At 62.1% G+C, this 22,693-nt stretch carries 18 protein-coding genes; 8 read left to right on the top strand and 10 right to left on the bottom strand.

Annotated features, from left to right (window positions below; genetic code table 11):
• Position 1: 1 nt before the first annotated feature.
• Positions 2–1,543, bottom strand: a complete 1,542-nt coding sequence (locus tag IPM54_22280; protein ID MBK9262519.1) for a sigma-54-dependent Fis family transcriptional regulator — start codon at positions 1,541–1,543, stop codon at positions 2–4.
• 83 nt (positions 1,544–1,626) lie between these two features.
• Positions 1,627–2,472, bottom strand: coding sequence for an MBL fold metallo-hydrolase (locus IPM54_22275; GenBank protein MBK9262518.1), 846 nt, complete (start codon positions 2,470–2,472; stop codon positions 1,627–1,629).
• 602 nt (positions 2,473–3,074) lie between these two features.
• Between IPM54_22275 and psd the strand changes: the two genes are divergently transcribed.
• The 3 genes from psd to IPM54_22260 are packed head-to-tail and all read left to right on the top strand — an operon-like array spanning position 3,075 to position 7,886.
• Positions 3,075–3,800, top strand: coding sequence for a phosphatidylserine decarboxylase (gene psd, locus IPM54_22270; GenBank protein MBK9262517.1), 726 nt, complete (start codon positions 3,075–3,077; stop codon positions 3,798–3,800).
• Positions 3,797–5,839, top strand: a complete 2,043-nt coding sequence (locus IPM54_22265; protein MBK9262516.1) for a methyltransferase domain-containing protein — start codon at positions 3,797–3,799, stop codon at positions 5,837–5,839. Before psd ends, IPM54_22265 begins: the two co-directional genes overlap by 4 nt.
• 22 nt (positions 5,840–5,861) lie before the next feature.
• Positions 5,862–7,886 (top strand): FAD-binding oxidoreductase, encoded by a 2,025-nt coding sequence (locus IPM54_22260; protein MBK9262515.1) that lies wholly within the window; start codon positions 5,862–5,864, stop codon positions 7,884–7,886.
• Positions 7,887–7,986: 100 nt separating this feature from the next.
• On the opposite strand, the gene IPM54_22255 is transcribed toward IPM54_22260, so the two are convergent.
• The 5 genes from IPM54_22255 to rpmE form a co-directional block, all read right to left on the bottom strand.
• Entirely contained in the window at positions 7,987–8,325 is a 339-nt protein-coding gene (locus IPM54_22255) for a histidine triad nucleotide-binding protein (GenBank protein ID MBK9262514.1), read from the bottom strand.
• Between the two features lie 13 nt (positions 8,326–8,338).
• On the bottom strand, positions 8,339–8,830 hold the full coding sequence (locus IPM54_22250; protein MBK9262513.1) for a hypothetical protein: 492 nt from the start codon (positions 8,828–8,830) through the stop codon (positions 8,339–8,341).
• A complete protein-coding gene (prfA, locus tag IPM54_22245) occupies positions 8,827–9,924 on the bottom strand; it encodes a peptide chain release factor 1 (GenBank protein ID MBK9262512.1) in 1,098 nt (365 codons plus the stop codon). The genes IPM54_22250 and prfA overlap by 4 nt, the downstream gene beginning before the upstream one ends.
• A gap of 53 nt (positions 9,925–9,977) precedes the next feature.
• Positions 9,978–11,096 carry a DUF1385 domain-containing protein gene (locus IPM54_22240; GenBank protein MBK9262511.1) on the bottom strand — a complete coding sequence of 373 codons (1,119 nt, stop codon included), beginning with the start codon at positions 11,094–11,096 and terminating at the stop codon, positions 9,978–9,980.
• Between the two features lie 199 nt (positions 11,097–11,295).
• Complete coding sequence (gene rpmE / locus IPM54_22235) at positions 11,296–11,508, bottom strand: 50S ribosomal protein L31 (GenBank protein MBK9262510.1); 213 nt, start codon at positions 11,506–11,508, stop codon at positions 11,296–11,298.
• A 332-nt stretch (positions 11,509–11,840) separates the two neighbouring features.
• On the opposite strand from rpmE, the gene dnaK reads away from it, so the two are divergent.
• Positions 11,841–13,751, top strand: a complete 1,911-nt coding sequence (gene dnaK / locus IPM54_22230; GenBank protein ID MBK9262509.1) for a molecular chaperone DnaK — start codon at positions 11,841–11,843, stop codon at positions 13,749–13,751.
• Between the two features lie 170 nt (positions 13,752–13,921).
• Here the strand turns inward: dnaK and IPM54_22225 are convergent, their stop codons facing one another.
• Genes IPM54_22225 through IPM54_22215 form a run of 3 tightly spaced genes read right to left on the bottom strand, consistent with a single transcriptional unit; the run spans position 13,922 to position 16,840 of the window.
• Complete coding sequence (locus tag IPM54_22225) at positions 13,922–15,838, bottom strand: protein kinase (GenBank protein MBK9262508.1); 1,917 nt, start codon at positions 15,836–15,838, stop codon at positions 13,922–13,924.
• Positions 15,839–15,896: 58 nt separating this feature from the next.
• Entirely contained in the window at positions 15,897–16,319 is a 423-nt protein-coding gene (locus tag IPM54_22220; GenBank protein ID MBK9262507.1) for a hemerythrin domain-containing protein, read from the bottom strand.
• 20 nt (positions 16,320–16,339) lie between these two features.
• Complete coding sequence (locus IPM54_22215; GenBank protein MBK9262506.1) at positions 16,340–16,840, bottom strand: hypothetical protein; 501 nt, start codon at positions 16,838–16,840, stop codon at positions 16,340–16,342.
• A 219-nt stretch (positions 16,841–17,059) separates the two neighbouring features.
• Between IPM54_22215 and IPM54_22210 the strand changes: the two genes are divergently transcribed.
• The 4 genes from IPM54_22210 (at position 17,060) to IPM54_22195 (ending at position 22,658) form a co-directional block, all read left to right on the top strand.
• Complete coding sequence (locus IPM54_22210; protein MBK9262505.1) at positions 17,060–17,965, top strand: transposase; 906 nt, start codon at positions 17,060–17,062, stop codon at positions 17,963–17,965.
• Positions 17,966–17,987: 22 nt separating this feature from the next.
• Positions 17,988–18,155, top strand: a complete 168-nt coding sequence (locus IPM54_22205; protein ID MBK9262504.1) for a hypothetical protein — start codon at positions 17,988–17,990, stop codon at positions 18,153–18,155.
• A 956-nt stretch (positions 18,156–19,111) separates the two neighbouring features.
• Positions 19,112–22,324 carry a transglutaminase domain-containing protein gene (locus tag IPM54_22200; GenBank protein ID MBK9262503.1) on the top strand — a complete coding sequence of 1,071 codons (3,213 nt, stop codon included), beginning with the start codon at positions 19,112–19,114 and terminating at the stop codon, positions 22,322–22,324.
• Between the two features lie 19 nt (positions 22,325–22,343).
• Complete coding sequence (locus tag IPM54_22195; protein ID MBK9262502.1) at positions 22,344–22,658, top strand: DUF962 domain-containing protein; 315 nt, start codon at positions 22,344–22,346, stop codon at positions 22,656–22,658.
• Positions 22,659–22,693: the final 35 nt, after the last annotated feature.

The following is a 22,693-nucleotide window of genomic DNA, read 5'->3' as shown; positions in this document are numbered from 1 at the left end:
GTTAGTCGTCGTTACCGGGGTTCGATCCGCGTGATGGCGGACCCGCGTGACGTGCGAGCGCGCGAGCGATCGTGTTGCGACCGACGCCGAGCCTACGTGCAGCTTCGGTCTTGTTGCCGCCGCAGGCATCGACGACCGCGGATACGTAACGTTCGACGGCGTCATCGAGAGACAAACTCAACGGGATCTTGATTTCTCCTTCGGCCTGGTCTGTCGTGACAATCGCTGGCAGAGGTGGTTGTTCGATACCTGGTAACGTCTTCGGTTTGCGCTGAGGCAAATGTGTGGCGGTGATACGACCATCGGGAGCGAGCGCGATGGCGCTTTCGATCCAGTGCTCGAGCTCGCGGACGTTCCCCGGCCACGAGTGTGTGGCGATCGCCGTGAGAGCCGACGGTTCGAAGCTAGGCGTGGGCCTGCCGTAACGTTGCGCGTAGACGTCGGCGAAGTGTCGCGCGAGCGATTCGATCTCGTCGCGCCCGCGAGCGCGGAGCGGAGGTAGTTCGATCTCGACGACGCGTACGCGGTAGTAGAGGTCTTCGCGGAATCTGCCTTCAGCGACGGCCTTTTCGAGGTCTCGATGTGTGGCGCAAACGATGCGGACATCGGCGCGCAAGGTGCTGCGTCCGCCGACGCGTTCGAATGTTCGATCCTGAAGGAATCGGAGGAGTTTGCCCTGGATGTCGAGCGGTAAGTCGCCAAGCTCGTCGAGAAAAAGTGTTCCGCCTTCGGACAATTCGACCTTGCCAGGAACGCGTCTGTCAGCGCCCGTAAACGCTCCGCGCTCGTGGCCGAAGAGCTCGCTTTCGACGAGTTGCGCAGGCAGCGTCGTGCAGTCGACGGTGACGAAGGGCCTTGCTTGACGGCGCGAATTGACGTGGATGGCGCGAGCAAAGAGGCCTTTGCCGCTGCCGGTTTCTCCTCGCAGGAGCACCGTGGCATCCGTTTGAGCTGCAAGTTGTATCTTTTCGTAGACCGCGGTGATCGCGGGGCTTCGACCGACGATGCGGTTGAACGGTCCTTGCAGGACGAGGCCTGGGTTTCCGCCATCGGCAGCTCGCAGCGTCGTCATCGAGAGCGCGCGTGCGAGCTGACTCGAGAGCGCCACGAGGTACCGTTCGTCCTCGTCGTCGAACGGACCTCCGTGCTTGTTGAGGAGCTGGACGACGCCGCGCACCGGAGCGCGCATGTCTTCACGGATGGGCGCGACGAGCATGGATCGCGTGGTGTATCCAGTGGCCTTGTCGGCGGATGGATCGAACCGCGCATCGCGTGGAGCGTCGTCGACACGCACGACCTCACCCGATCGTGCGACGTAGCCGGCAATTCCCTTGCCTTGCGGTTGCCGCAATGCGGGCAGCTCGGGGAGCACGGCGACGCGCGTGACGAGGTCGCCTTGCTCGGCGTCGACGAGCCAGATGGTGGCTCGATCTGCGTTCATCGTCTGCGCAAGGCGCTCGCACGCGGTCCCGAGCAGCGCATCGAGGTCGACCTCGCGTGCGAGCAGTGATGCAAGATCGACGAGAAGCGAAAGGCGCGACATGGAGAGCGGTGCGACGTCGAGCATAGGTGCCCACGCCGCATCCGTCATCATGCACGGCTCCACGCGGAGCGCTGGGAGAGCCATCACGCGGCCTTCGCCAAAGGCAAGAGCCCCAGCGTCAGCCCTTCGCGTGCGGCGACCGTGTGAGGAAAGAGGTCACGGGCGAGCCTTTCGACATCGGCGACGCCAGCGTCGTTGCGGCGCGGGTCGTGATGGAAGAGCACGTACTGCCCGACGCCCGCGGCCTTCGCGAGCTCGACGCCAGCGACGTAGGTGGAATGTCCCCAGCCGACTTTCGAGTTGTACGGCGTGGTGCCGCGGTATTCGTCGGGCGTGTACTGCGAGTCGTAGATGAGGACATCGGCACCTCGAGCGAGCGTGGCGAGCGCAGGATCGACGCACGAGTAGTGTTCGGTGTCGGTCGCGTAGACGACGCTGCGGCCGCCATAGTCGAGGCGGTAGGCGTAGGATCCGCCGGGGTGATTTTGGCGCATGACGCGCACGTCGACGTCGTCGATCTTGAAGCGCTCGCCGGAGCGGACTTCGCGCCAATCGATGGCGGCGCCGAGTTCGTCCAGGCGAACGGGGAAGACGGGCGCGGTCATTTGATAGGCGAGCGCGTCGCGGAGGGACATCATTCCGTTTGTGCCCCCAACAATTTGCAGGCGGGACGTGGGCACGTATGCGGGGACGAAGAAGGGGATGCCCTGAATGTGGTCCCAGTGCAGATGCGACAAGAGCAGTGTCGCTTCGACGGGGCCTTCGGCCATCATCTTGTCGCCGAGCTGTCGGATGCCGGTGCCGGCATCGAGGATGATGCGCTGCTTTCCGCACCGGACCTCGACGCAGCTCGTGTTACCGCCGACGCCTGCGGTTTCTGGACCTGGAGAAGCGATGCTGCCACGGACGCCCCAGAACGTGATTTCCATGCGAATCCTCCTGCCGATGCCTTGTCGGCGTGTGTGTTCCGAGGTCAGTGCCAGAATCGTGCCGGCATGAAAAACGTGGCAAATCGCGGTGGATCGCGTGGCCGCGCGGGAGGAGTGCACCAAGACCGAGCGCCGAGGTGGGCACGCTGCACCGAAACGGATCGCGCTCTGGAACAACGATGTGCAAATTACCAAAAGGGCACCCCAGGGCTGCCTTTTTGGTGATCTCAGATCCAAAACGGCACCCCAGGGCTGCCTTTGTCGCAATCCATTCCACACAAAATCCCGCCTCACCCGTAGCCGCTTTCGCAACTTTGGCTACATTTGCGCACCGCACCCCTCGCGCTGCCGTGCAGCCATCCTCTGGACGGTCCTGCCTGGCCGCATGAATGAACCCCCGTCAAAAGCGGAGCCGCACAGCGGTCCGCCGTTGACCCCCAAAGGGACGGCCGCCTAAGCTCGGCAGGCTGTCTTCTAAGATTTCTACAATGATCGCTACGTACGCCGCCGCTCAGCTACTGCGAGTACTTCCGCGAGAGCGCATCACCCGCGTTGTGGGCACTCTCTGCGATATTCCGCTGCCATCGGTGGTTGCATCGGCCGTGGTGGGGACATTTGCACGCGCGTATCGCGTCAACATGGACGAGGCTGTGCATCCCGAAGGCGGCTACTCGTGCTTCGACGAGTTCTTCACGCGCCCGCTACGCGATGGTGCGCGACCGATCTGCAACGACCCAGATGCGATCGTCAGTCCGGCCGACGGGCGTATCGAATCCTTTGGGCCCATCGAGCGCGATGGAACGTTCAAGATCAAGGGACGCAACTACACGACGCTCGATCTCGTGGGCGATCCCGTCGACGCACGTCGCTACGAAGGCGGACAGTTTGCCGTCGTCTACTTGAGCCCTCGCGACTACCACCGCGTTCATGCACCCGTCGCAGGTGAGATCACGATCGTTCGATCATTTCCAGGTGATCTCTTCCCGGTCAACTCCATCGGCGAAAGGCACATACCGATGCTTTTTGCGCGCAACCGCCGCGTCGCGATTTGCATCGACACGGCGACGCAAGGACGCGTGACGGTGGTCATGGTCGGCGCAATCGTCGTCGGTCGAATTACGGTTACGGGCATCGACGAGCGTGATGTTCCCATTGGAGAGCATCGGCTCAATCCGAACATTCACGTCGAACGCGGCAGCGAGATCGGGATGTTTCATCTTGGCTCGACAGCCGTCGTGTTTGTCGAACCAGGGAAAGCGATGCCTTGGGGAATCCAGAGTGGACCCATTCAACTGGGTCAGTCTCTGCACGGAGCGCGCGTCGGATGAGTGAATCGCCGTCCAGCGAAAATACCCAAGCCCCGGGCTCGCAACCGTCTCCGCCCGTAGGTGCAGCATCGGTGTCGACCGACGTGGGTGCTATTCCAGCCGCCCCGCGTCCCAACCCAAGCGTCCCAGCACCGCCGCGCCCATCGCGCAACCCTCCAGGATCGTTTCCGCCACGGTCTTCGTCGGCTCCACCGCCGCGCGTGTCTGCTCCACGCAACGCGGCTCCACTGTCCCAATCCTCGTTCGACATGCCGCCGAGCACCATCGACGGCATGCCTCCAGCCACCGAAGATCGCCCCAGCACTGGGCCGCTTCGTCGCCGCTCGCGCCGCGTCGTCAAAACCGAAGACGACGTCACGACCGATCAGCAGCAGCTCAGCGAAACGCCGCCGCCGGTAGCTCAAGCCGTCCCGGTCGTACCGAGTTTGCCCGTACAAACGCCGCCATTCGCGCCGGTAACGAAGTCGCCGCCACCTCCACCCCTCGAAGCTTTGCCCACGGTCGTGGTGCAGGAAGTCGGCCCAGAGCCGCCGCCTCTTTCGGCACCCGCGGATCCTTCCGAAATGGAACCGATCCGGCCCATGCGCATTCTGGCCATCGGCGATGACCTTCCGCCGGTCAGTGTTCCGCGGCCTGACGAACCGGCGGCTGCAGCGAACGTCGCCACGACGGAAACGCCCTCGGCTCCGCCGCCCAAGCCTCAACCCAGGGCTGCCGTCGAGATCCCGGAAGACGGCTGGACACCAGCGCCCCCGAAGGTCGCCGAGATTGCGACGGCCTTGGCATCCGGAACGGCACAAGCAGCGAAAGACGCCGCACTGCCTCCGCCGCTGCCCGCCAAGGGAACCACTCCGCCGCCCCTGCCTGCGCGCGAAGCGACGCCGCCACCGGTGCCGGCGAAAGATGCCGCGGCGACTCCACCGCCACTACCCGCCAAAGAAACCCCACCACCGACGCTGAAAGAAGCGCCATCGGCGTCTGCTGGTCCGACGCCGACGGAAATCGTGCTGCCTCCCATCGAGCCCGTTGACGACGGTGCCGACGTCGAGCTCGAAGTGCCCATCAGCAAAGAGGGTGCCGAGCTTGCGGCTCACGACATCGAGGCGGAGGAGGAGATCGAGGTCGAGGCGCAACCGGCACCCGCACAGCCGACTGCAGCGGCGCCCAAAAAACCTGCACCTCCTCCGCTACCTCCCAAAGCGCCGCCACCCGTCAAGACAGCGCCGCCGCCCGTGGCTGCTCCGGCACAAGCGCCGCAAAAGCCTCCAACGCTGCCCGAACCGAGCCGCCGGCGTCAGCGCCCGTGGTGGGAGGACCTTTTCGACGACGATTTCATTCGCACGATGGATCGCACGGATACCAAAGTCATCCATCGGGAAGTGGATTTCATCGAGCAATGTCTGGGGCTGGAAAAAGGGGCCACGATTCTCGACTTGGCCTGCGGTACGGGTAGGCACGCGGTCGAATTGTCCAGCCGAGGCTATGCGGTCGTGGGTTACGACTTGTCGCTCAACATGCTCGCGCTGGCCGCCGAGGAAGCGCAGGACCGCGGCCAAAAGCTGAATTTTTTGCAAGGTGACATGCGCGAGATGACCTTCGATCAGGTCTTCGACGGCGTGTATTCGTGGTCGACGAGTTTCGGATATTTCGACGACGAGAAAAACTTCGACGTGCTCCAGCGGATGCATCGCGCATTGCGCACGGGCGGCATTTTGGTCCTGGACATCATCAATCGCGATTACGTTGCTCCGCGCCAGCCCAGCATGGTGTGGTTCGAGGGGGATGGATGCGTCTGCATGGACGAAATGCAGGTCGACTTCTTTTCGAGCCGCCTGAAAGTGAAGCGCACGGCCATGTTCGACGACGGCCGCTCGCGCGAAATCGATTACTCGATGCGGCTCTACAATTTGCATGAAATCGGCAAAATGATGCACGACGCTGATTTCAAGGTGCTCGAGGTGACGGGGCATCCAGCTCATCCGGGCGTGTTTTTTGGCTCCGAATCGCCGCGACTGATTATCGTTGCCGAGCGCAAGTGATGAGGTCCGAGGGAGGCCTGGTTTGACGATTGCAGCAAGGATCGAAGAAGTCGTTCCGGGCGTCGTCGTTTCCGCCTCACCTATCGATCGCATTGCGTACGCCCGAGACCTCTGGCCGCGTCACCATTTGGCGGTTTCCGCCGGGCGCATTGCCGACCACAAGCCGGATGTCGTCGTTTGGCCTCGATCGGTAGAGGAAGTTGCTTCGATCGTCCGCCTGTGCGCAAACGAAGGCGTGCCCGTCGTGCCCTTTGGCGCGGGTTCGGGGGTATGCGGCGGGGTATTACCGGACAACCGCACGGTGGTGCTGGACCTGAAACGCATTTCGAGCATTCGCGGAATCGATCGCGAAGCCGGAGTGCTCGACGTGGGTGCCGGAGCGCTGGGAATCAGGCTCGAAGAGGAGCTCGAGGCTGCGGGCTTCACGCTTGGGCACTTTCCGTCGTCGATATTGTGTTCCACGGTGGGAGGTTGGATCGCTGCGCGTAGTGCCGGGCAATGTTCGGGGTTGTACGGGAAAATCGAAGACATGGTGGTGTCGCTCGAATGCGTCGTGGGAAATGGCGACATCGTGCGATTTCGCCGCCGAACGCTGGGACCGGACATCACGCCGCTCATCATTGGCAGCGAAGGGGTTTTGGGGGTCGTCACGAGCGCCGAGCTGCGGCTTCATCCTGCGCCGCAATCTCGGACGTTCGGTGCGTTTTCGTTCCCGAACGTGGAAGCTGGATGGGAGTTTTTGCGGTCGATGTTCCAAGCGGGGCTTCGGCCCGCGGTCGCTCGGCTCTACGATGTATTCGATTCTTTCATTGCGCGTCTCGGATCGGTGCGTCGAGCCAAACGGAAGTCGACGGAGCACCATGAAGCATCCGGTCAAGGAGCGGGGTTTGGCGCAGCGGTCCTGCGAAAAGTCCTTCGACGTCCTGGGATGGTGAACAAGCTCATCGATGCGGCGCCGTCGGGGCTCATGGGCGGCGCGACGCTGATCGTGTTGTTCGAGGGTTCGTCGGAGCATACCGAAGCGGACATGGGGCGTGCCAAGACGATGGCCCTGGGGCAAGGAGGTCGAGACCTGGGCGAAGGGCCCGCTCGGCATTGGCTCGCGCACCGGTACAGCGTGAGTTATCGGCAGTCGCCTGTGTTCATGGCAGGGGCGTTCAGCGACACGATGGAGGTTGCGGCGCCTTGGTCACGGCTTGGAGAGCTGTACCGTGCCGTGCGCGAAGCGCTTGGGAAACACGTGTTCGTCATGGCACACCTTTCTCATGCGTATCCGGATGGATGCAGCATCTACTTCACGTTTGCCGGGAGTGCGCCGACTCCCGCGGCGATGGAATCCGTCTACGATGCAACGTGGCGTACGGCGATGGATGCGGCGATTGGAGCTGGGGGGACGTTATCGCACCACCATGGAGTTGGGCGAAGCAAGGCGCCACGGCTCGGGGCCGAGCTGGGGTTGGGGGTGCCCATCATTCATGCGCTTCGGCGGGAGTTCGATCCGCATGGGATCATGAATCCAGGGAACTTGTTGCCGCGCGAGGTACCCCAGGTCCGCCCAAGCTCTCCGCGGCCCAGGGTCCCGGTGCTGGATGCCGTGTCGCAACTCGTGCACGCAAGCGGTGATGCGACGCTGGCCGAAGTGGAAGCGGCTCTCGCGCCGCATGGGCTATCGCTGGCCCTGGGCAACAGCGCGCCGAACAAGGAGCGTACGACGGTGAATGCGTGGTTGTCGCAAGGTGCCCCAGGGGCACCCGACCCATGGCTGGATCCGGCGGACCATCTGGTTGCAGGTTTTGTCGCACGGTTGCCTTCGGGGGAGGACCTGGAAGTACGACCGTCACCGCGCCGAGCCGTTGGGCCGGACTTGTTGGCGCTGTTTTTTGGGATGCATGGTCGCGTCGGGGAGTTTCGTTCGGCCTGGCTGCGCATCCACGCCGCATCCGGTCGCCCGCGACCGCTCGGCACGAGCCTGGAGCGCAACCCGGCCCAGGACGACCAGGAGCGCGCGTGGATCGAGCGGGTCGCCGAGGCCGCCAAGCGTCTGTAATTTGGATTTCTTAAAACCCGACCCAGGGCTGCCTATTTTGCGATCTTTGCCACCAAAAGCCGACCCAGGGCTGCCGTTTTGGTGACATTAAACACCCAAATCAGCCCGGGGGCCACGCCATGGCTCGACCGCCGATCACGTGCACGTGCACGTGCAAGACGGTCTGCCCCGCGTGAGAGCCATGATTCACGACCGTGCGAAATCCCGACTGCGCAATGCACGTCTCTTCCGCCACGCGCCGAGCAGCAAGCAGCAATTTGCCCAGCACCAAAGCGTCTTCGGGCGATGCATCCCCGAGCCCGACGATGTGCTTTTTGGGAATCACGAGCACGTGCACCGGCGCCACGGGGTTCAAATCGTGAAACGCCACGACGTCGTCGTCCTCGAACAAGACCTTCGCCGGAATTGCCTTCTCCACAATCTTACAGAATACGCACATGTCGTCCTCCCATTTACTCCTCGCGAGGTGCGTCGTTCAAAACCGATTCATCGACATCGTCAAACAGCGCATCCTCGAGCGCGCTGCGTGCAGAATCGGCCATCTCGGGCGAAAGCCCACGTAGCGCCGTCTCGATCCGCTCTCGCGTACCATCACCCGCATCGAGCCCCTCCGCAATACCCACTCGCCGCGCCACTGCATACTGAATGATCGACAATTCGAGCGACGAAAGCGATGTGCTGCGACGCAACCCGAGCGACGAGACGACATACGTGAGCAACCCGTTTCCGGTGTCGTCGCTGTCGTCAATCGAGACGATGCGCCCTCGGCGCAACGGGTCTGCATGCGCCAACTCGGCCACGATGCTGCGCACCAGCGCCGCGCGCCTTCGAACGGCCGAAGCCTCGGGATTGGCAAACAGCGCGAAAAACCGATTCCGCGAATACGCCCCAGGACACAGCACGAGCGCCACGAGCAACGCGTCCAGATCGGGCGGCTGAATCATGGGCTCGCCGAAACCCGCGACGTGTCTCCCGCAGCCCCTTGCTTCAGTAGCTCCGCTTGGCGATGCGTTCGCAGCGCCGCAATGAGCTCGTCGAGGTCACCGTCCATGATCCGCTCGAGCTTGTGCAGCGTCAGGCCAATGCGATGGTCCGTCACGCGGTTCTGCGGATAGTTGTACGTGCGAATCTTCTGCGACCGCTCGGCAGAACCCACCATCGTGCGTCGCTCGGCACTCTGCGCTTCCTCTTGACGCTTGCGCTCGATGTCGAGCAGTCGGCTCTTCAGCACCTTCAGCGCCTTCGCTTTGTTCTTGAGCTGTGAACGTTCGTCCTGGCACTTGACGATGATCCCCGTCGGGATGTGGCGAATCTGCACGGCGCTGTTTGTCGTGTTCACACCCTGCCCCCCAGGGCCGCCGGATGCCGCGATCGAAATGTCGAGGTCCCGATCATCGACCTGCACGTCGACATCATCGGCCTCGGGAAGCACCGCAACTGTCGCCGTCGAAGTGTGAATTCGGCCCTGGGCCTCGGTCGCGGGCACACGCTGCACCCGATGCACTCCACCCTCGTATCGCAGGTGCGAATACACGTCCTGACCCGTCACGAGCGCGATGACCTCTTTGTACCCTCCCGCCGCCGCTTCGCTCAGGCTGAGCACTTCGACCTTCCACCGCTTCGTCTCTGCGTAGCGACAGATCATGCGAAAAATGTCCGCCGCGAAAAGCGCTGCTTCCTCGCCACCTTCACCGCTGCGGATCTCGAGCACCGTGTTGCGAGCGTCGTTCGGATCCTTCGGCAACAACAGCAGCTCGAGTGTCGTCTCGAGCTGCGGGATCTCCTCGTTGAGGCGATTGATCTCCTCGTACGCGACATCTTGAAAGTCTGGCTCTTTTGCCAGCTCCACAGCGTCCTTCAGCTCTTGCACCTTCAGCTTGAAGATCTCGTACGCAGCGATGACCGGCTCGAGGTCCGTGCGCTCTTTGTTGAGCTTCTGGAGCTTGTTGGGATCCGAAAGAGACTCGGGAGCACAAAGCAAGTGTTCGAGCTCCCTGAATCGACGTGCGACGGCTTCGAGCTTCTCGATGGGCAGCATGGTAGATGGCGTGTTTGGGCGAAGGTTGGCAGGCGGGCGCGCAAAGCAACGACTTAGCGTGCGCTTGCAGTGGCGTAACCTGGGTCAGCGAGAAGCTGTCCGTAATCCGGAAAAACCCGATCCGGCACTTCAACCGGCGCGCTGGAAGTCGCTTTCTCACGCCACAGGGTGGCCTGAAGAGACGCAAGCGCCACTTCGAGCTGCGCGGGCTCGGGTTCGGCGGTCGTGATTTTCTGCACGAGAAACCCGGGCCAAAGAAGCGCTTGGAGCGGCCCCGTCGTGCAGTACTTGGCGAAGAACCTCTGCAGCTCGTACGTAATCGCGGCGATCACGGGCAGAAACGGGAGTTTCATAAAGAAAAACCCGATGCTCTGCACCACGCGTCCTCCGGGAAGTTGCGGCAAGGCGGACCCCACGGCGGAAAACACGAGGATGGACACGAGCGCGACCATGACGAGAAACGTCGTGCCGCATCGAGCGTGCAGCGTCGTTTTTGCGGCCGCGTTGGCCACGGTCAGCTCTTCACCAGCTTCGTAGGTCGAAATCGCCTTGTGTTCGGCCCCGTGATACTGAAACACGCGGCGAATTTCGGCGATTTGACGAATCAAGAGCATGTAGCCGACGACGATCAGCAGCTTGGAAGCGCCCGTGATGGCTTGAAAACCAGCGGATTGAACATCGAGACCCAGGCCGAACAGCTTGTTGATCCCCTCGGCGCCAACTTGCGGAAGCGCAACGAAGAGCCCGATGGCAAAAAGGATCGAGAGCGCTCCAACGCCTCCCGCACCTTTCCCACCACCCGCAGCCGGCCCTGGGTCTCCCGCGGACGTCGCAAGCGCGACAGCGCCGAGCGACATGGCGGTGAAAACGTTCGTCGCCGACGGAGGCTTGGACTTGGGTTTGCCCTCGTCGTCCAGGTCCTGCTCGTACAGATCGGCCGACCACTTGAGCGCCTGCGAGCCAATCTTCAGCGATTCGACCACCGTCACGATGCCTCGGACGAGCGGCCACGTGCGCGGCCCCTGCGCCAGTGTTGGCATGGCTCGTTCGCGGACGATGAGCTCCCCAGAGCGTCTACGACAGACGATGGAAAGCGAACGTGGGGAGCGCATCATGACTCCCTCGATGACGGCTTGTCCGCCGATGTAAGGGCGCGAGGCGTCTTGGCTCATCGGCAACCACTGTAGCGCGTAGGATGCTCGTGCGGGAGGGAGGGGGCTCTACACAGCGTGCAAAGATCTGCTTTGAACGCTGCAAACCAAGATGGCTCGACCCAGGGTCGCCTCGTAGCAGTAACACCACGAAATACTGGCGAACGAGGTCGAGCCATCTGCTTGATGGAGCTGCTCGGATACGTCGAAACGAGCAGGCTCAGGACGACTTTTGCGGCGTCGCGTACTTCCTGCGGAAGCGCTCGACACGACCCGCAACGTCCATGACCTTGTGCTTGCCGGTGTAGAACGGATGGCACGCGGAACAGACGTCGGTCGTAAAGCTGCCGCGCGTCGATCGAGTGACGACGACAGCGCCGCAAGCGCAGTTAATCGTCGACATCACGTAGTTGGGATGGATGTTCTGCTTCATGGCTGGTTCCCTGGATCGCAGCGAAGGGCCGGAGCTAGTAGCACGCCTCCGCTCACGATCGCAAGGAAATTGGTGTCGCCCTTTCCGCTTTGTCCACCCAGTACTGGCTTCGGCATGATTTTTTCCGCGTCGGAGCAGAAAGCCGTCAACACAGCGTTGACGCGGGGGCCCTTGTGGTTAGTTTCGTGCCCGAACTGAGCCGCGAAGCCGGAAGCTCACCGAAAAAGGAATGATTCCGCAGGGTTACGGCTCAAGGATGTTTGCGTCGGGGTTTGGCTCTCCCGGCTAGCCAGCGCCGCGGCGCTCCGCGGTCGACTCTTTCGGAGGATTTCATGGGCAAGATTATCGGCATCGATCTGGGCACGACGAACAGCGTCGTCGCGGTGATGGAGGGCAAGGAGCCCAAGGTCATCGTGAACGAAGAGGGGTCGCGACTGACGCCGTCGGTCGTTGCGTTCGACGACAAGGGTGAGGTGCTCGTCGGGCAGATCGCGAAGCGGCAAGCAGTCACCAACCCGCTCAACACGATTTACTCGGTCAAGCGCTTCGTGGGCCGCCGGTTCGACGAGGTGGCGGAGGAGACCAAGCGCGTTCCGTACAAGGTCGTCAAGGGGAAAAACGGCGACGCGAGCATCGACATTCGCGGCAAGACGTATTCACCGCCGGAGGTTTCGGCGAAGGTTCTGCAGAAACTAAAGAAGGCGGCCGAAGACTACCTCGGGGAAAAAGTGACCGAGGCCGTCATCACGGTGCCGGCCTACTTCAACGATTCGCAGCGCCAAGCAACGAAAGACGCCGGGCGCGTCGCGGGCCTCGAAGTCAAGCGCATCGTGAACGAACCGACCGCAGCAGCGCTTGCGTACGGGCTCGACAAGAAGAGCGACGAAATCATCGCCGTCTACGACTTCGGCGGCGGCACGTTCGACATCTCGATCCTCGAAGTGGGCGACAACGTCGTGCAGGTCATCTCGACCAACGGCGACACGCACCTTGGTGGTGACGACGTCGATCACATGGTGATGGATTGGCTCGTCGCCGAGTTCAAGAAGGACACGGGCATCGACGTCGCGAACGACAAGATGGTGCTGCAGCGTCTGAAGGACGCAGCGGAGCAAGCGAAGATCGAGCTGAGCAACGTGCAAGAGACGACGATCAACTTGCCGTTCCTCACGGCCGATGCATCGGGGCCCAAGCACCTTCAGAAGCAGCTCAGCCGCGCCAAACTCGAGCAGATGATCCGGCCGCTCATCGAACGCACGATGGAGCCGGTTCGCAAGGCGCTCGCGGATGCAAAGAAGACGGCGCAGCAGATCGACGAAGTGGTGCTCGTCGGCGGTTCGACGCGTATCCCGCTCGTGCAAGAGACGGTGAAGAAGTTCTTCGGGAAAGAGCCGCACAAGGGCGTGAACCCGGACGAAGTGGTTGCGATCGGTGCGGCAGTTCAAGCCGGCGTGCTCTCGGGCGACGTGAAGGATTTGGTGCTGCTCGACGTGACGCCACTGTCGCTCGGTGTCGAAACGCTGGGCGGCGTGATGACGGTGATGATTGCGCGCAACACGACGATCCCGACGCAGAAGAAAGAGATTTTCTCGACGGCAACCGACAGTCAGCCTTCTGTCGAGGTGCACGTGCTGCAAGGCGAACGCACGGAAGCTCGGTACAACCGAACGCTCGGCAGGTTCCACCTCGAAGGGATCATGCCTGCGCCGCGAGGTATGCCGAAGATCGAGGTGACGTTCGACATCGACGCGAACGGCATTTTGAGCGTGCACGCGAAGGACATGGCAACGGGCAAGGATCAACGCATCACGATCACAGCGTCGGGTGGGCTCAAGGAAGACGACATTCAACGAATGGTTCGCGAAGCTTCCGAGCACGAGGCGGAGGACAAGCGTCGGCGGGAGGAAATCGAGCGTCGTAACAAGCTCGACAACCTTTGCTACACGATCGAAAAGACGGTCAGCGAGAACAAGGACAAGCTGCCCGAGAGTGACGTGTCGACGCTGAACGGGATCGTGGCCGAAGGGCGTGCGGCGATCGAGAAGCAGGACGACAGCGCGGTGCAAGAAGCGCTCGAGAAGCTCGAGAAGGAAATGCATCGGGTCGCGAGCGTGATGTACGAGAAAGCGGGTCCGCAGGGAGCTGCTGGTCCGGGTGCACCAGGCGCGGCACCGCCTCCTGGTGGTGACAAGGCCAAGGGCAAAGACGGCGTGATCGACGCCGAGTTCGAAGAAGGACCCTGACCATCGCTCGATGCTCGTGGGAGCGCCGGTGCTGAAACACGGCACGACGCTCCCATGATGCGTTCTACGCTCGAACGACGCCGCACGAGCGCGACTTCATCCCACGACCGATCATGCTGAATCGCGGCCCAACGAGGGCCGTGGTTCGTCACTTGGCGACTGCGCGACGACTACGGAGCGGGGGGCACCGAGTCGTCATCTGGAGGCGGCGTGGGCAGTTCGATCGTCACGTCACCGGGTTTGTCTTCGGTGGGCCCGGGCGCAGGTGACGGTTGAGCGGATACGGATGGCCCAGGTTTGACGGGCTTGGGCTTGTTCGGTGCCCAGGGCTTGCCGACGAACTTCGTCGGCTTGCTCGTCTCGGGCGCCGCGAAACTTGCAGACGGCGGAGGGATGACCACGACGGGCGGAGGTTCCGGCATGGGGACGGCCGAAGCAGACGGCATCGTCGTGGCCTCGGGCGGAGGCATGTTCGACTGGACGACGTAAAACGCGACTGACCCAGCGGCCAAGACAAACAACACCAAGACAAACCCGAGCGTTTTCCGTTTACGCGAACCATCCAGCTCGGGCGGTGCCGAGATTCTGTCGCTGCTGACGATGGCGGGCGCGGTCGTTGGTGCGGCGGCCTGAGCTTGCGAGGCGGCTGGAGCGGGCGCGGCCGGCCCTGGGCCGAGCATGCCGGGTTGAAGCACCGGAGCGCCAAGACTCGTGCCCCCCGTAGGAGGCGGCTGGCCCTGGGCTACAGGAGAACTTGGAGCCTCGGGCGACGTGGGCGTCCCGATGGCAACCGGCGTCGACACACTCGTCGTGGGAGCGCTCGGTTTGGGTGGCGGAGCGGCAACCGGAGCGGGTGATGCAACGGCGGAGGATGCTTTCGCAGCCGACGGCGCGCTTGGCGATGCGGTGGCAGTTGGACCTGGGGCGGCGGCGACCGGCGCGAGTACCTCGGGTGATGTCGTTTCAACCGGCGGTTCGTCATCGAAGTCGAAGTCGAAGTCGTCGATTTCCTGCTCGGCAATCGAATCCCGCGTCACCTCGACGATTTTGGGTGCGACGGGTGCAGCAGCGGGCGTGGGAGTGGGCAGTGCAGGCGGTTTGCGTACCGATGGAGGCGCCGGGGGCGACGGCTGCAGCCCAGGTTTGGTTCCACGAACCGACGATGGTGCAGGTGTGACCGGAGGAGGCCGAACGGACGTGGGGCGAGGAGGCAACGCGCCACGCATGGCTTCGGGAACCGATGCCACGACACGCGCGAGAGCTTCAGCCAGTTCCCGTGCGCTCTGAAATCGCTTGGTTCGATCTCGGTCGCACGCCTTGGCAAACCACGCATCGAACGCCGAGGAAACGCCTGGAAAAACGTTCGACGGCACCGGCGGATCGGCGATCGAGATTTTGATGAGCAGATCGCCCACGCCCTCACTATCGAACGGCAACTCGCCAACGACGCACTGATACGAAATGACGCCGATGGCCCACAGGTCGGTTCGAAAATCGACTTCGGAAACGCCCTTGACCTGCTCGGGGCTCATGTAGTGAGGCGTTCCGATGAGCGTACCGAGGCCCGTTTTCTGCATCGTCGCCTTGGCCGGATCGGTGACTTTCGCGACGCCGAAGTCCAGCACTTTGACGATTTCTTCGTCATCGTTGTTGCAGAGGAAAACGTTCTCCGGTTTCAGATCGCGATGCACGATGCCAGCGGCATGGGCACGTGCAAGGGCACGACAAACCTGCGTGATGATCTTGGACGTCTCGCGTAGCGACAGGCGGCCACGCTTGTCGAGGCGCTCGAAAAGGTCCTCGCCGTCGAGCAACTCCATGACGATGAAGGGCTGCCCTTCGTCGATGCCGTGATCGAGGATCTGAACGACGTGCGCACTACGAAGCTGTGCAGCAGCCGTCGCTTCGCGCTTGAAGCGCTCACGAGCATCTTCGCGCTTCGCCAGCTCTGGGTCGATGAGCTTGACGGCGACGTGCGTGTTGAGCGCCAGATGATCGGCAATCCACACAGCACCCTGCGAACCCTGCCCGAGGGGTCGGACAAGCCGATAGCGGTTGCTCAGGACTCGGCCTGCCTCGAGGCTCATGAGGGGTTCGTAGAGTAGTTTGGCCCGAGGGTCGCTGTCGAGAGTGGGGCGCAGTGATTCACCCCGTGGTCTCCCTCATCAAGTCGCGCCACGCTTCGTAAGTAAGCTCGGGGTAGATGTAATCCCCCTCGAAATTCGTGTGGTGCAGCATGCGTCGTGCAACGTCGAAGATGAGCTGGGTCACGTCTTCGTCATGCGTGGCGGCGGCGAGCTTTGCTGCGTCTTCGCGAATCATCGCATGATGTCGCATTGCCACACCAACCTCGGCCCCGAGTCCTCGGCGCTCGAGAGACGGGAAAACGTTGCGCTCCTCGTAGGCCATGTGCCGTTCCATGGGTCCGCAAAGAAACGCCACGAGACTTTCCCGCTCGGCAAGTGCGGCTTCACGTGAAGACTGTGCGATCTTCATGAGCCGGCTAGCCATCTCGCGAGCGCGGTCTTCTTCTTCGAAGAGTGCAGCGAGTAACCGATCGTATTCCATGTCTCGAATACCTGCGTAGTTCAATTTTTTGCCGTTGGCGAGTGCTCACGCAATACGAAGGCACTTGCTTTCTTTTTTTCGGTTGATCGGGCCTTGGCGATCGCTGCGAGCCGGCTGGTCACGCCCTGGGCAACCATCGTCAACACCTGCTTCTCGAGAGCCTTTGGATCCTTCGGATCGCCACCAAAAGCGATGCGGCTTTTGGCACTGGGTCCCCCCTCGAGCCGACCGATGACCGTGCAGTGGATGCGCAACACATCTCCCTTGTGCTCGACGACGTACTCCGCAATGCGCGCACGCAAGAGCACCTTGCCCGACTTGCCAAAGTCTGCTTTGCGGCTGGCTTCCTTGAGCAGTCTCTGCAGGTGCTTAGCGAGCCGTGCACCATCCTTGGTGGTAGGAGCATCGACCCGGGTCCACTCGACCTCGGCTTTCGGTCGCGCTTCGGCAGTTCGAGGGCTCGCAACCACTGCTAGCACCACGAGAACGACCGGCATCAGCATCTGGCGTAGGCGAGGCATTCGTCCACGTTACGAACGTGAGCAGCCCTGGGCCAACATTGAGGCAGGCGAACCCAACTGTTCAGAGCCGGCCCAGGTCCACCAAACGGCCCCGTTGTAATGTCGGTTGCTGGCGGCCGCCAGCCGTCCGCCAGGCGGCCGCCACCCCGCGAGATCCATAAATGCATGAAATTGCTATGTTTACTTTTTGGCATGAAATTCGCTGTTGCTCGTGTCGCCATGACGCAGCCTCGCACAATCCACCAAGGCGCTACCTACCTGCTGACCCGTCGCGTTCTCCATCGCCGTTTTCTTTTGCGACCGGATGCCGCAATGACGCACTTCATCCTTTATTCACTCGCTGTCGCTGCCGCACGGTACGGCATCGAAATCAATGCATTTTGCGCAATGTCGACGCACATTCATATGGTGGTCACCGACCCGCGCGGCGTGCTCCCGCACTTCCTTCGCTGCTTTCATCAAACCGTCGCGATGGGAACCAAATTCCTTCGGCGCTGGAAAGGAGCTGTTTGGGACAATGCGCGAGCGAGCGTCGTCCAACTGTTGACGCCGCAGGCCGTTGTCGAAAAGGTCGCGTACACCCTCGCGAATCCAGTCATTGCCGGAATCGTCGAATACGCACACGAGTGGCCTGGAGCAAAAAACCGCATCGAAGATATTGCTTCAGCAAAGCTTCGAGTGACTCGCCCGACCGTTTGCTTCGACCCCAAAAATGCGAATTGGCCAGCGGAGTCCAGCATTCAAGTTAAACTCCCACCAATGCTTGCAGAAGTGGGCGTGGAAGAATTTCGAAGTGTCATTACCACGATGGTGGTCAACGAGGAAATGAAGGCTCAGAAAAAAGCACGTCGAAAGCGTAGCGCAAAAAAACACGATGAATCGCTCGTCTCACCTTACAAACGGGCAACGAGCGCCGAACCGGAACGGAAACACAACCCCACGTTCGCCGTTGGTCACGGCAATCAGGAAGCCCACGACGCCGCCGCATCTGCGTTGCGGTCGTTTCGCACAGCCTATCGAAGAGCGCTCGAACAATGGCGTAAAGGCGATCGTTATGTGCAATTCCCGGAGGGTACGTGGTGGATGCGAGAGTTTCACGCAGCAAATGTCGAAACTCGTGAATAGGCGCGTATAGAATGCCCGCTCGATGATGCGCCTCGGCAATGGCAAGCATAGCGAAGCGTCATTGCTCGAGGTTACGGTGGCATTTTCTTTTGCGGAAGAGCGGCATATGCTGCGTCTTCGGCACGGCACGTCGGCCGCATGCATGTCGGTACACGTCGTCGTAGGCATGCTCGAGGGCCACTTGCCATGACAGCGGCTACTGGTGCAGGTTTGTGCGATTTGGCAAACCGCAATATGTAAGCACCGACGTGCCCCAAGTGACGTGTGGCACGTAGCGGCCCTCGGTCGGATACACTCGCATCGCCGACGAAGCCGCGCTATGCATCGAGCACCCCGATGCAACGACCGCGAGCTTCGCTTGTGCCACACAACGCTCCGTCCTACCGATCCCTCCGATTTCGGCGGCGGATCGAGTGGACACTTGCGCTCGTGCTCGTGTCCGGTTCGGCTACTGCACAAAGCCCCAGCGCCAAGGCACCCCAACGCATTCCGACGCCACGCCTTTCGGTCACGGGCAAACCAACGAAGCCCGCGGCCAAACAACCCGCAACCGCGGCCACCCCGACGGCTGTTGCAGTGCCGACGCGATGGACCGCAGCACAACCCGACCCCATGGTTGACCTGGCGCTAACGCGTGCAAAGGCCGGCGAGCTGGATGCACTGGCCGCATTGTTGATTGCCGCATCCCTCGACGAGCGGGCAGCCCTGGGCAAAGTGCGTACTGCCTTCCGGGCAATTAGCGCTACAACCTCTCCTATTGCTGACGATGCGCGATGGCTCGCGGCTGTACTTTCGCCCGCCAGCTCTGGCCCAACCTGGGCTGGTTCAAATGCGATCGCTTACGATGTAGCCACGGATCCCACAGGCCTGGTACGCTCTTTCGCGATCCTGGGGCCATTTCCGGACAAGGGCGACGGCATTCATGCAAAAGAAGGCCCAGAAGGACCAGGGCAGTCGTTCATCGATACGACCGCGAAGTATTCCTGGGGCGTGTATGACGTTGGCTGGCGAAGAACGCTCCCAGCGTCAGCGTCCCCTCGAGGGCTGCCCCTAGATCTGTACATACACCCCCGTACGGAGATGTGTACGTACCTGGCAACCAAGGTCGTTCTCTCTGCAGCCACCAAGGGCCCAACGCCCATCGTCATGCACGTGGCCTCCACGGGCAAAGTCCGCGTCATGTGGGACGGTGCCGACATCGCCCAGAGCGAGGACATTCATCCACGGCTCATGGTCGATCGCTTGGCCGCGCGCATCGACGTTGGCCCAGGGCCACACCTCGTGGCCCTCAAGGTGTGCTCGGGAGCATTACAGGACGAAGGGCGCGTGCGCGTGCGATTCACAACCCCCGATCGCAAGCCAACCGCGGTCACGTCATCCTCCAGTTTATCGGGGCTAAGCATATCGCCGCCGCCTCCCCCGAAAACCAAATCCACAGGCAAGACCGTATTCAAACTTCCCAAAGGGGTGACCCGGGTCGCAACGTCTCTCGAACAAGGGCTCGATGTGGGAGCATCGCCAAAGCCCGATACCGCATTGCGCGCAGCCATCCTTCGCACGCTTGGAGGAGCCGAGGACATGCGTTCTCCTCGTGCCCCAGGGCTACTCGAAGCCGCCGTACGCGACAAAGCAACCTCCCCGGATGTACTCGCATTGGCAGGTTGGATCTCTCCCTTTGGCGCCGAACGTACAGAACGCCTCAACCTCGCCATCGAGCGCGGCAAGGCAGCCCAGGACCACGCCACCGTAGCGTTTGCCCAACGCCGGTTGTTCGAGTCATCGCTAACGGCTCGACTTCCCGACTGGGCGCTCGCCCGGGTCCGTGAAGCCCCGCTCGCTTCGGCCACCGACCTCGAGGCCCGGCTCCTCAAGCTCGCCGGCCGCGCGCGCATGGGTGCCCAGGGCTCCCGCAGGTCGGACCGCGAGCAGCTCCAAGCGATGACCGTGGAACAGCGTGGTCGAGCGCCCGTGGCGGTGTGGGCCGAGCTTCTCGACGCTTCCTACGGCGATGGGCAGTCCCTGCTGTCCGCGGCCAGGCGGCTCGCAGGCCTCCGACCCGATGCCCGCTCCAGCCAGTTCGTCGCAGCGCATCGAGTCCTGGGCGGCGCGGAGCTCGAGCGAGCAGCCGCGGATGTCATCGCGCATCAACGCTCCGCCGATGACCTCATCGCCATCGGCAACCAGCTTCTCGACGCAGGTCGGCATGCCTGGGCGCGTGAAGTGTTTTTCTTGACGACTCAGCTCTCTCCCAACAGAGCCGCCGCTTTCCACGGTCTCGCAACCGCGCGCAAAGCCGTTCGGGCCGACGAGCTCCGTCAGGGCAAACCCCCGTCGGAATCCCCCGAGCTCATCAAGGAAGCCCTCCTTCGAGCCCAGGCCCTCGAGCCCACCGATGCTGCACGCAAGGCTGAAATCGCCCTGCGCACCCAGCGCGGCGCAAGTCAATCCGCCATGCCCGACGAACGCGCCATCGTCCAGCCAAGCGTATTCTTGTCCCGGGCCAAAGCTGCACCCGCCAACAAAGCCGACGTCTTCGACCGCCAGCTCCATTGGACGCGCTACGTCACCTATCACTCGGACAGACGCGTGTCGCAACTCATGCATTTTGCTCGGGAAATCGTCGTTGAGCCCAGGACCGAGGCAGAGCTCACCGAGCCCGACGTTCCCGCCGAGGGCGATCGCACCGAACTGCTACTCGCCCGGGTCCACCGCAAAGACGGCTCCATCGGCCTACCCGAGGAACAGGCCGGCGGCGGCCGCGGCGTCTACATCCGCTGGCCCAAACTCCAGTCCGGAGACGTCGTCGAAGTCGCCGTACGTTCCTGGACCGCGGGCCCCGTCGGCCGCCGCGGCGACGCACCCTACTACTTCATCGACACCGCCGGTTCGACCGACACCCATCCCGTCCTGTTCAACGAGGTCATCGTCGACTCGCCCAGGGCCGCCCCGCTCGCCGTCGACGTCCTCAACGGCAAACCCGATCGCGCAGACACCAAGACCGAAGGCGACCGCATCGTCCACTCCTTCATCTGGGACAAACCCATCAACATCCCCGACGAACCCCTTGCGCCTTACATCATGGAAACCGTCCCCCTCGTCGTCGGATCCACCTTCGCCGGCTGGGCCGATTTCCGCGCCTGGTACAAGAGCGCCATCGAGGGCTTTTCGAAGCCCGATGATCGCGTCAAAGAGCTTGCTGCCGAGCTCACCAAGGGCAAACAAACCCGCGACGAAAAAATCCGCGCCGTCTTCGATTACGTTGCAGACTCAATCCGCTACGTCAATTATGTCTCTGGCGAATCGTGGCTCCCCAATCGCCCGCAAGTATCGCTTGCGCGCAAACAAGGCGATTGCGACGACAAAGCCATGCTCCTCATCACCTTGCTCGAAGCCATCGGCATTCAGGCCACCGAAGTCTTGATTCAGACCAGATACGCCGGTCAATCCGCACTTTTGCGCAGCGAAAAAGTCGCCATTCCTCTTTTCGATCACGGCATCGCATATCTACCCGCAAAAGACGGCGCACCCGCCATGTGGCTCGACGCAACCAGCCCGCAAAGCCGCATTGGTCCACTCCCCTCCATGGATGCCCGCACGCTCGCGTTTTTCATCGACGACGGCCCACCCAAAATGATCGAAACGCCACGCAGCTCCCCGGACGACCACGGCATCGAAGCCGATTGGAAACTCGTTCTCGAGCCCTCCGGTGAAGGCAAACTCACGGCTGTCGAAAAGCACAATGGTGACGCTGCATTCGAATTGCGCACCAACCTCGTCGAACCCGACGCTCGCCGTCAATGGGTCGAGCAATACCTCACGGGCAAATGGGTATCTGGCGTCGAAGTCGAAAACGATATCGGATTCGATGGCAACATGCCGAGTGGCGCCGCACGCCTCCGTTACCAAGCCAAGAGCACCGCAGCCCTTCGCCGTGAAGGCAACGAGCTCGTCGTGCCTTTAGCGGATGCCATTACATTTGCCTCACAGCTCGCGCCTCTGCCCCAGCGCACTTTGCCCGTCGTTTTACCGGCGTTCCTTGCACCTCGCCGCGACATTCGCACGCTCACCATCGTCCCGCCCGCTGGATACGCTTTTGCTGAATTGCCCCCGGGCGGAGTTGCAAATGGTGGCGAATTTGGCAAAGCAATGATTGAATTTGCCCCTGGTGAAGCAGGGGCGGTCGTCGTCAAACGCACCGTCATTTTCGACCTTTCTACCATTCCCGTTGACAAATACCAAAAATGGCGCACCTGGCTCCAGCGCGTCGATGCCATCATGCACCGCGCCGTGCGCCTCGTACCCGGAAAAACCGAAAAAGCGTCACCCGAAAAAGCTCCCGAAAAAACCTCTGGCCGCTAACCCACGACGAGAACTGCACATGATCCCGCTCAATCCTTCATGGACTCGGCTTTTGCACAAATACCAAGACGATCATCGTGACCCCAGAAACCAAGCGTGCCATAAAGTTGGCATTCCGCTCATTGCACTCAGCTTCCCCGTCGGAGCTACCATCATTGGTTTGCCCCTAGCCGCATCCATGTTCACCGTCGGCTGGGGCTTTCAATTCGTTGGACACGCATTCGAAGGCAAAAAACCCTCCTTCGTCGACGACAAACGCAGCTTGATCATTGGCCTCCTCTGGTGCCTCGACAAGTACGGCGTCCGCATTTACGAAGAATCTCCCGCCGCGTGACCCAATCCCATCCCGCGCGAAACGCACACCCATGA

This window comes from Polyangiaceae bacterium (assembly GCA_016715885.1).
GTDB lineage: Bacteria > Myxococcota_A > Polyangia > Polyangiales > Polyangiaceae > Polyangium.
This window is presented reverse-complemented; position numbering and strand designations above follow the sequence as displayed.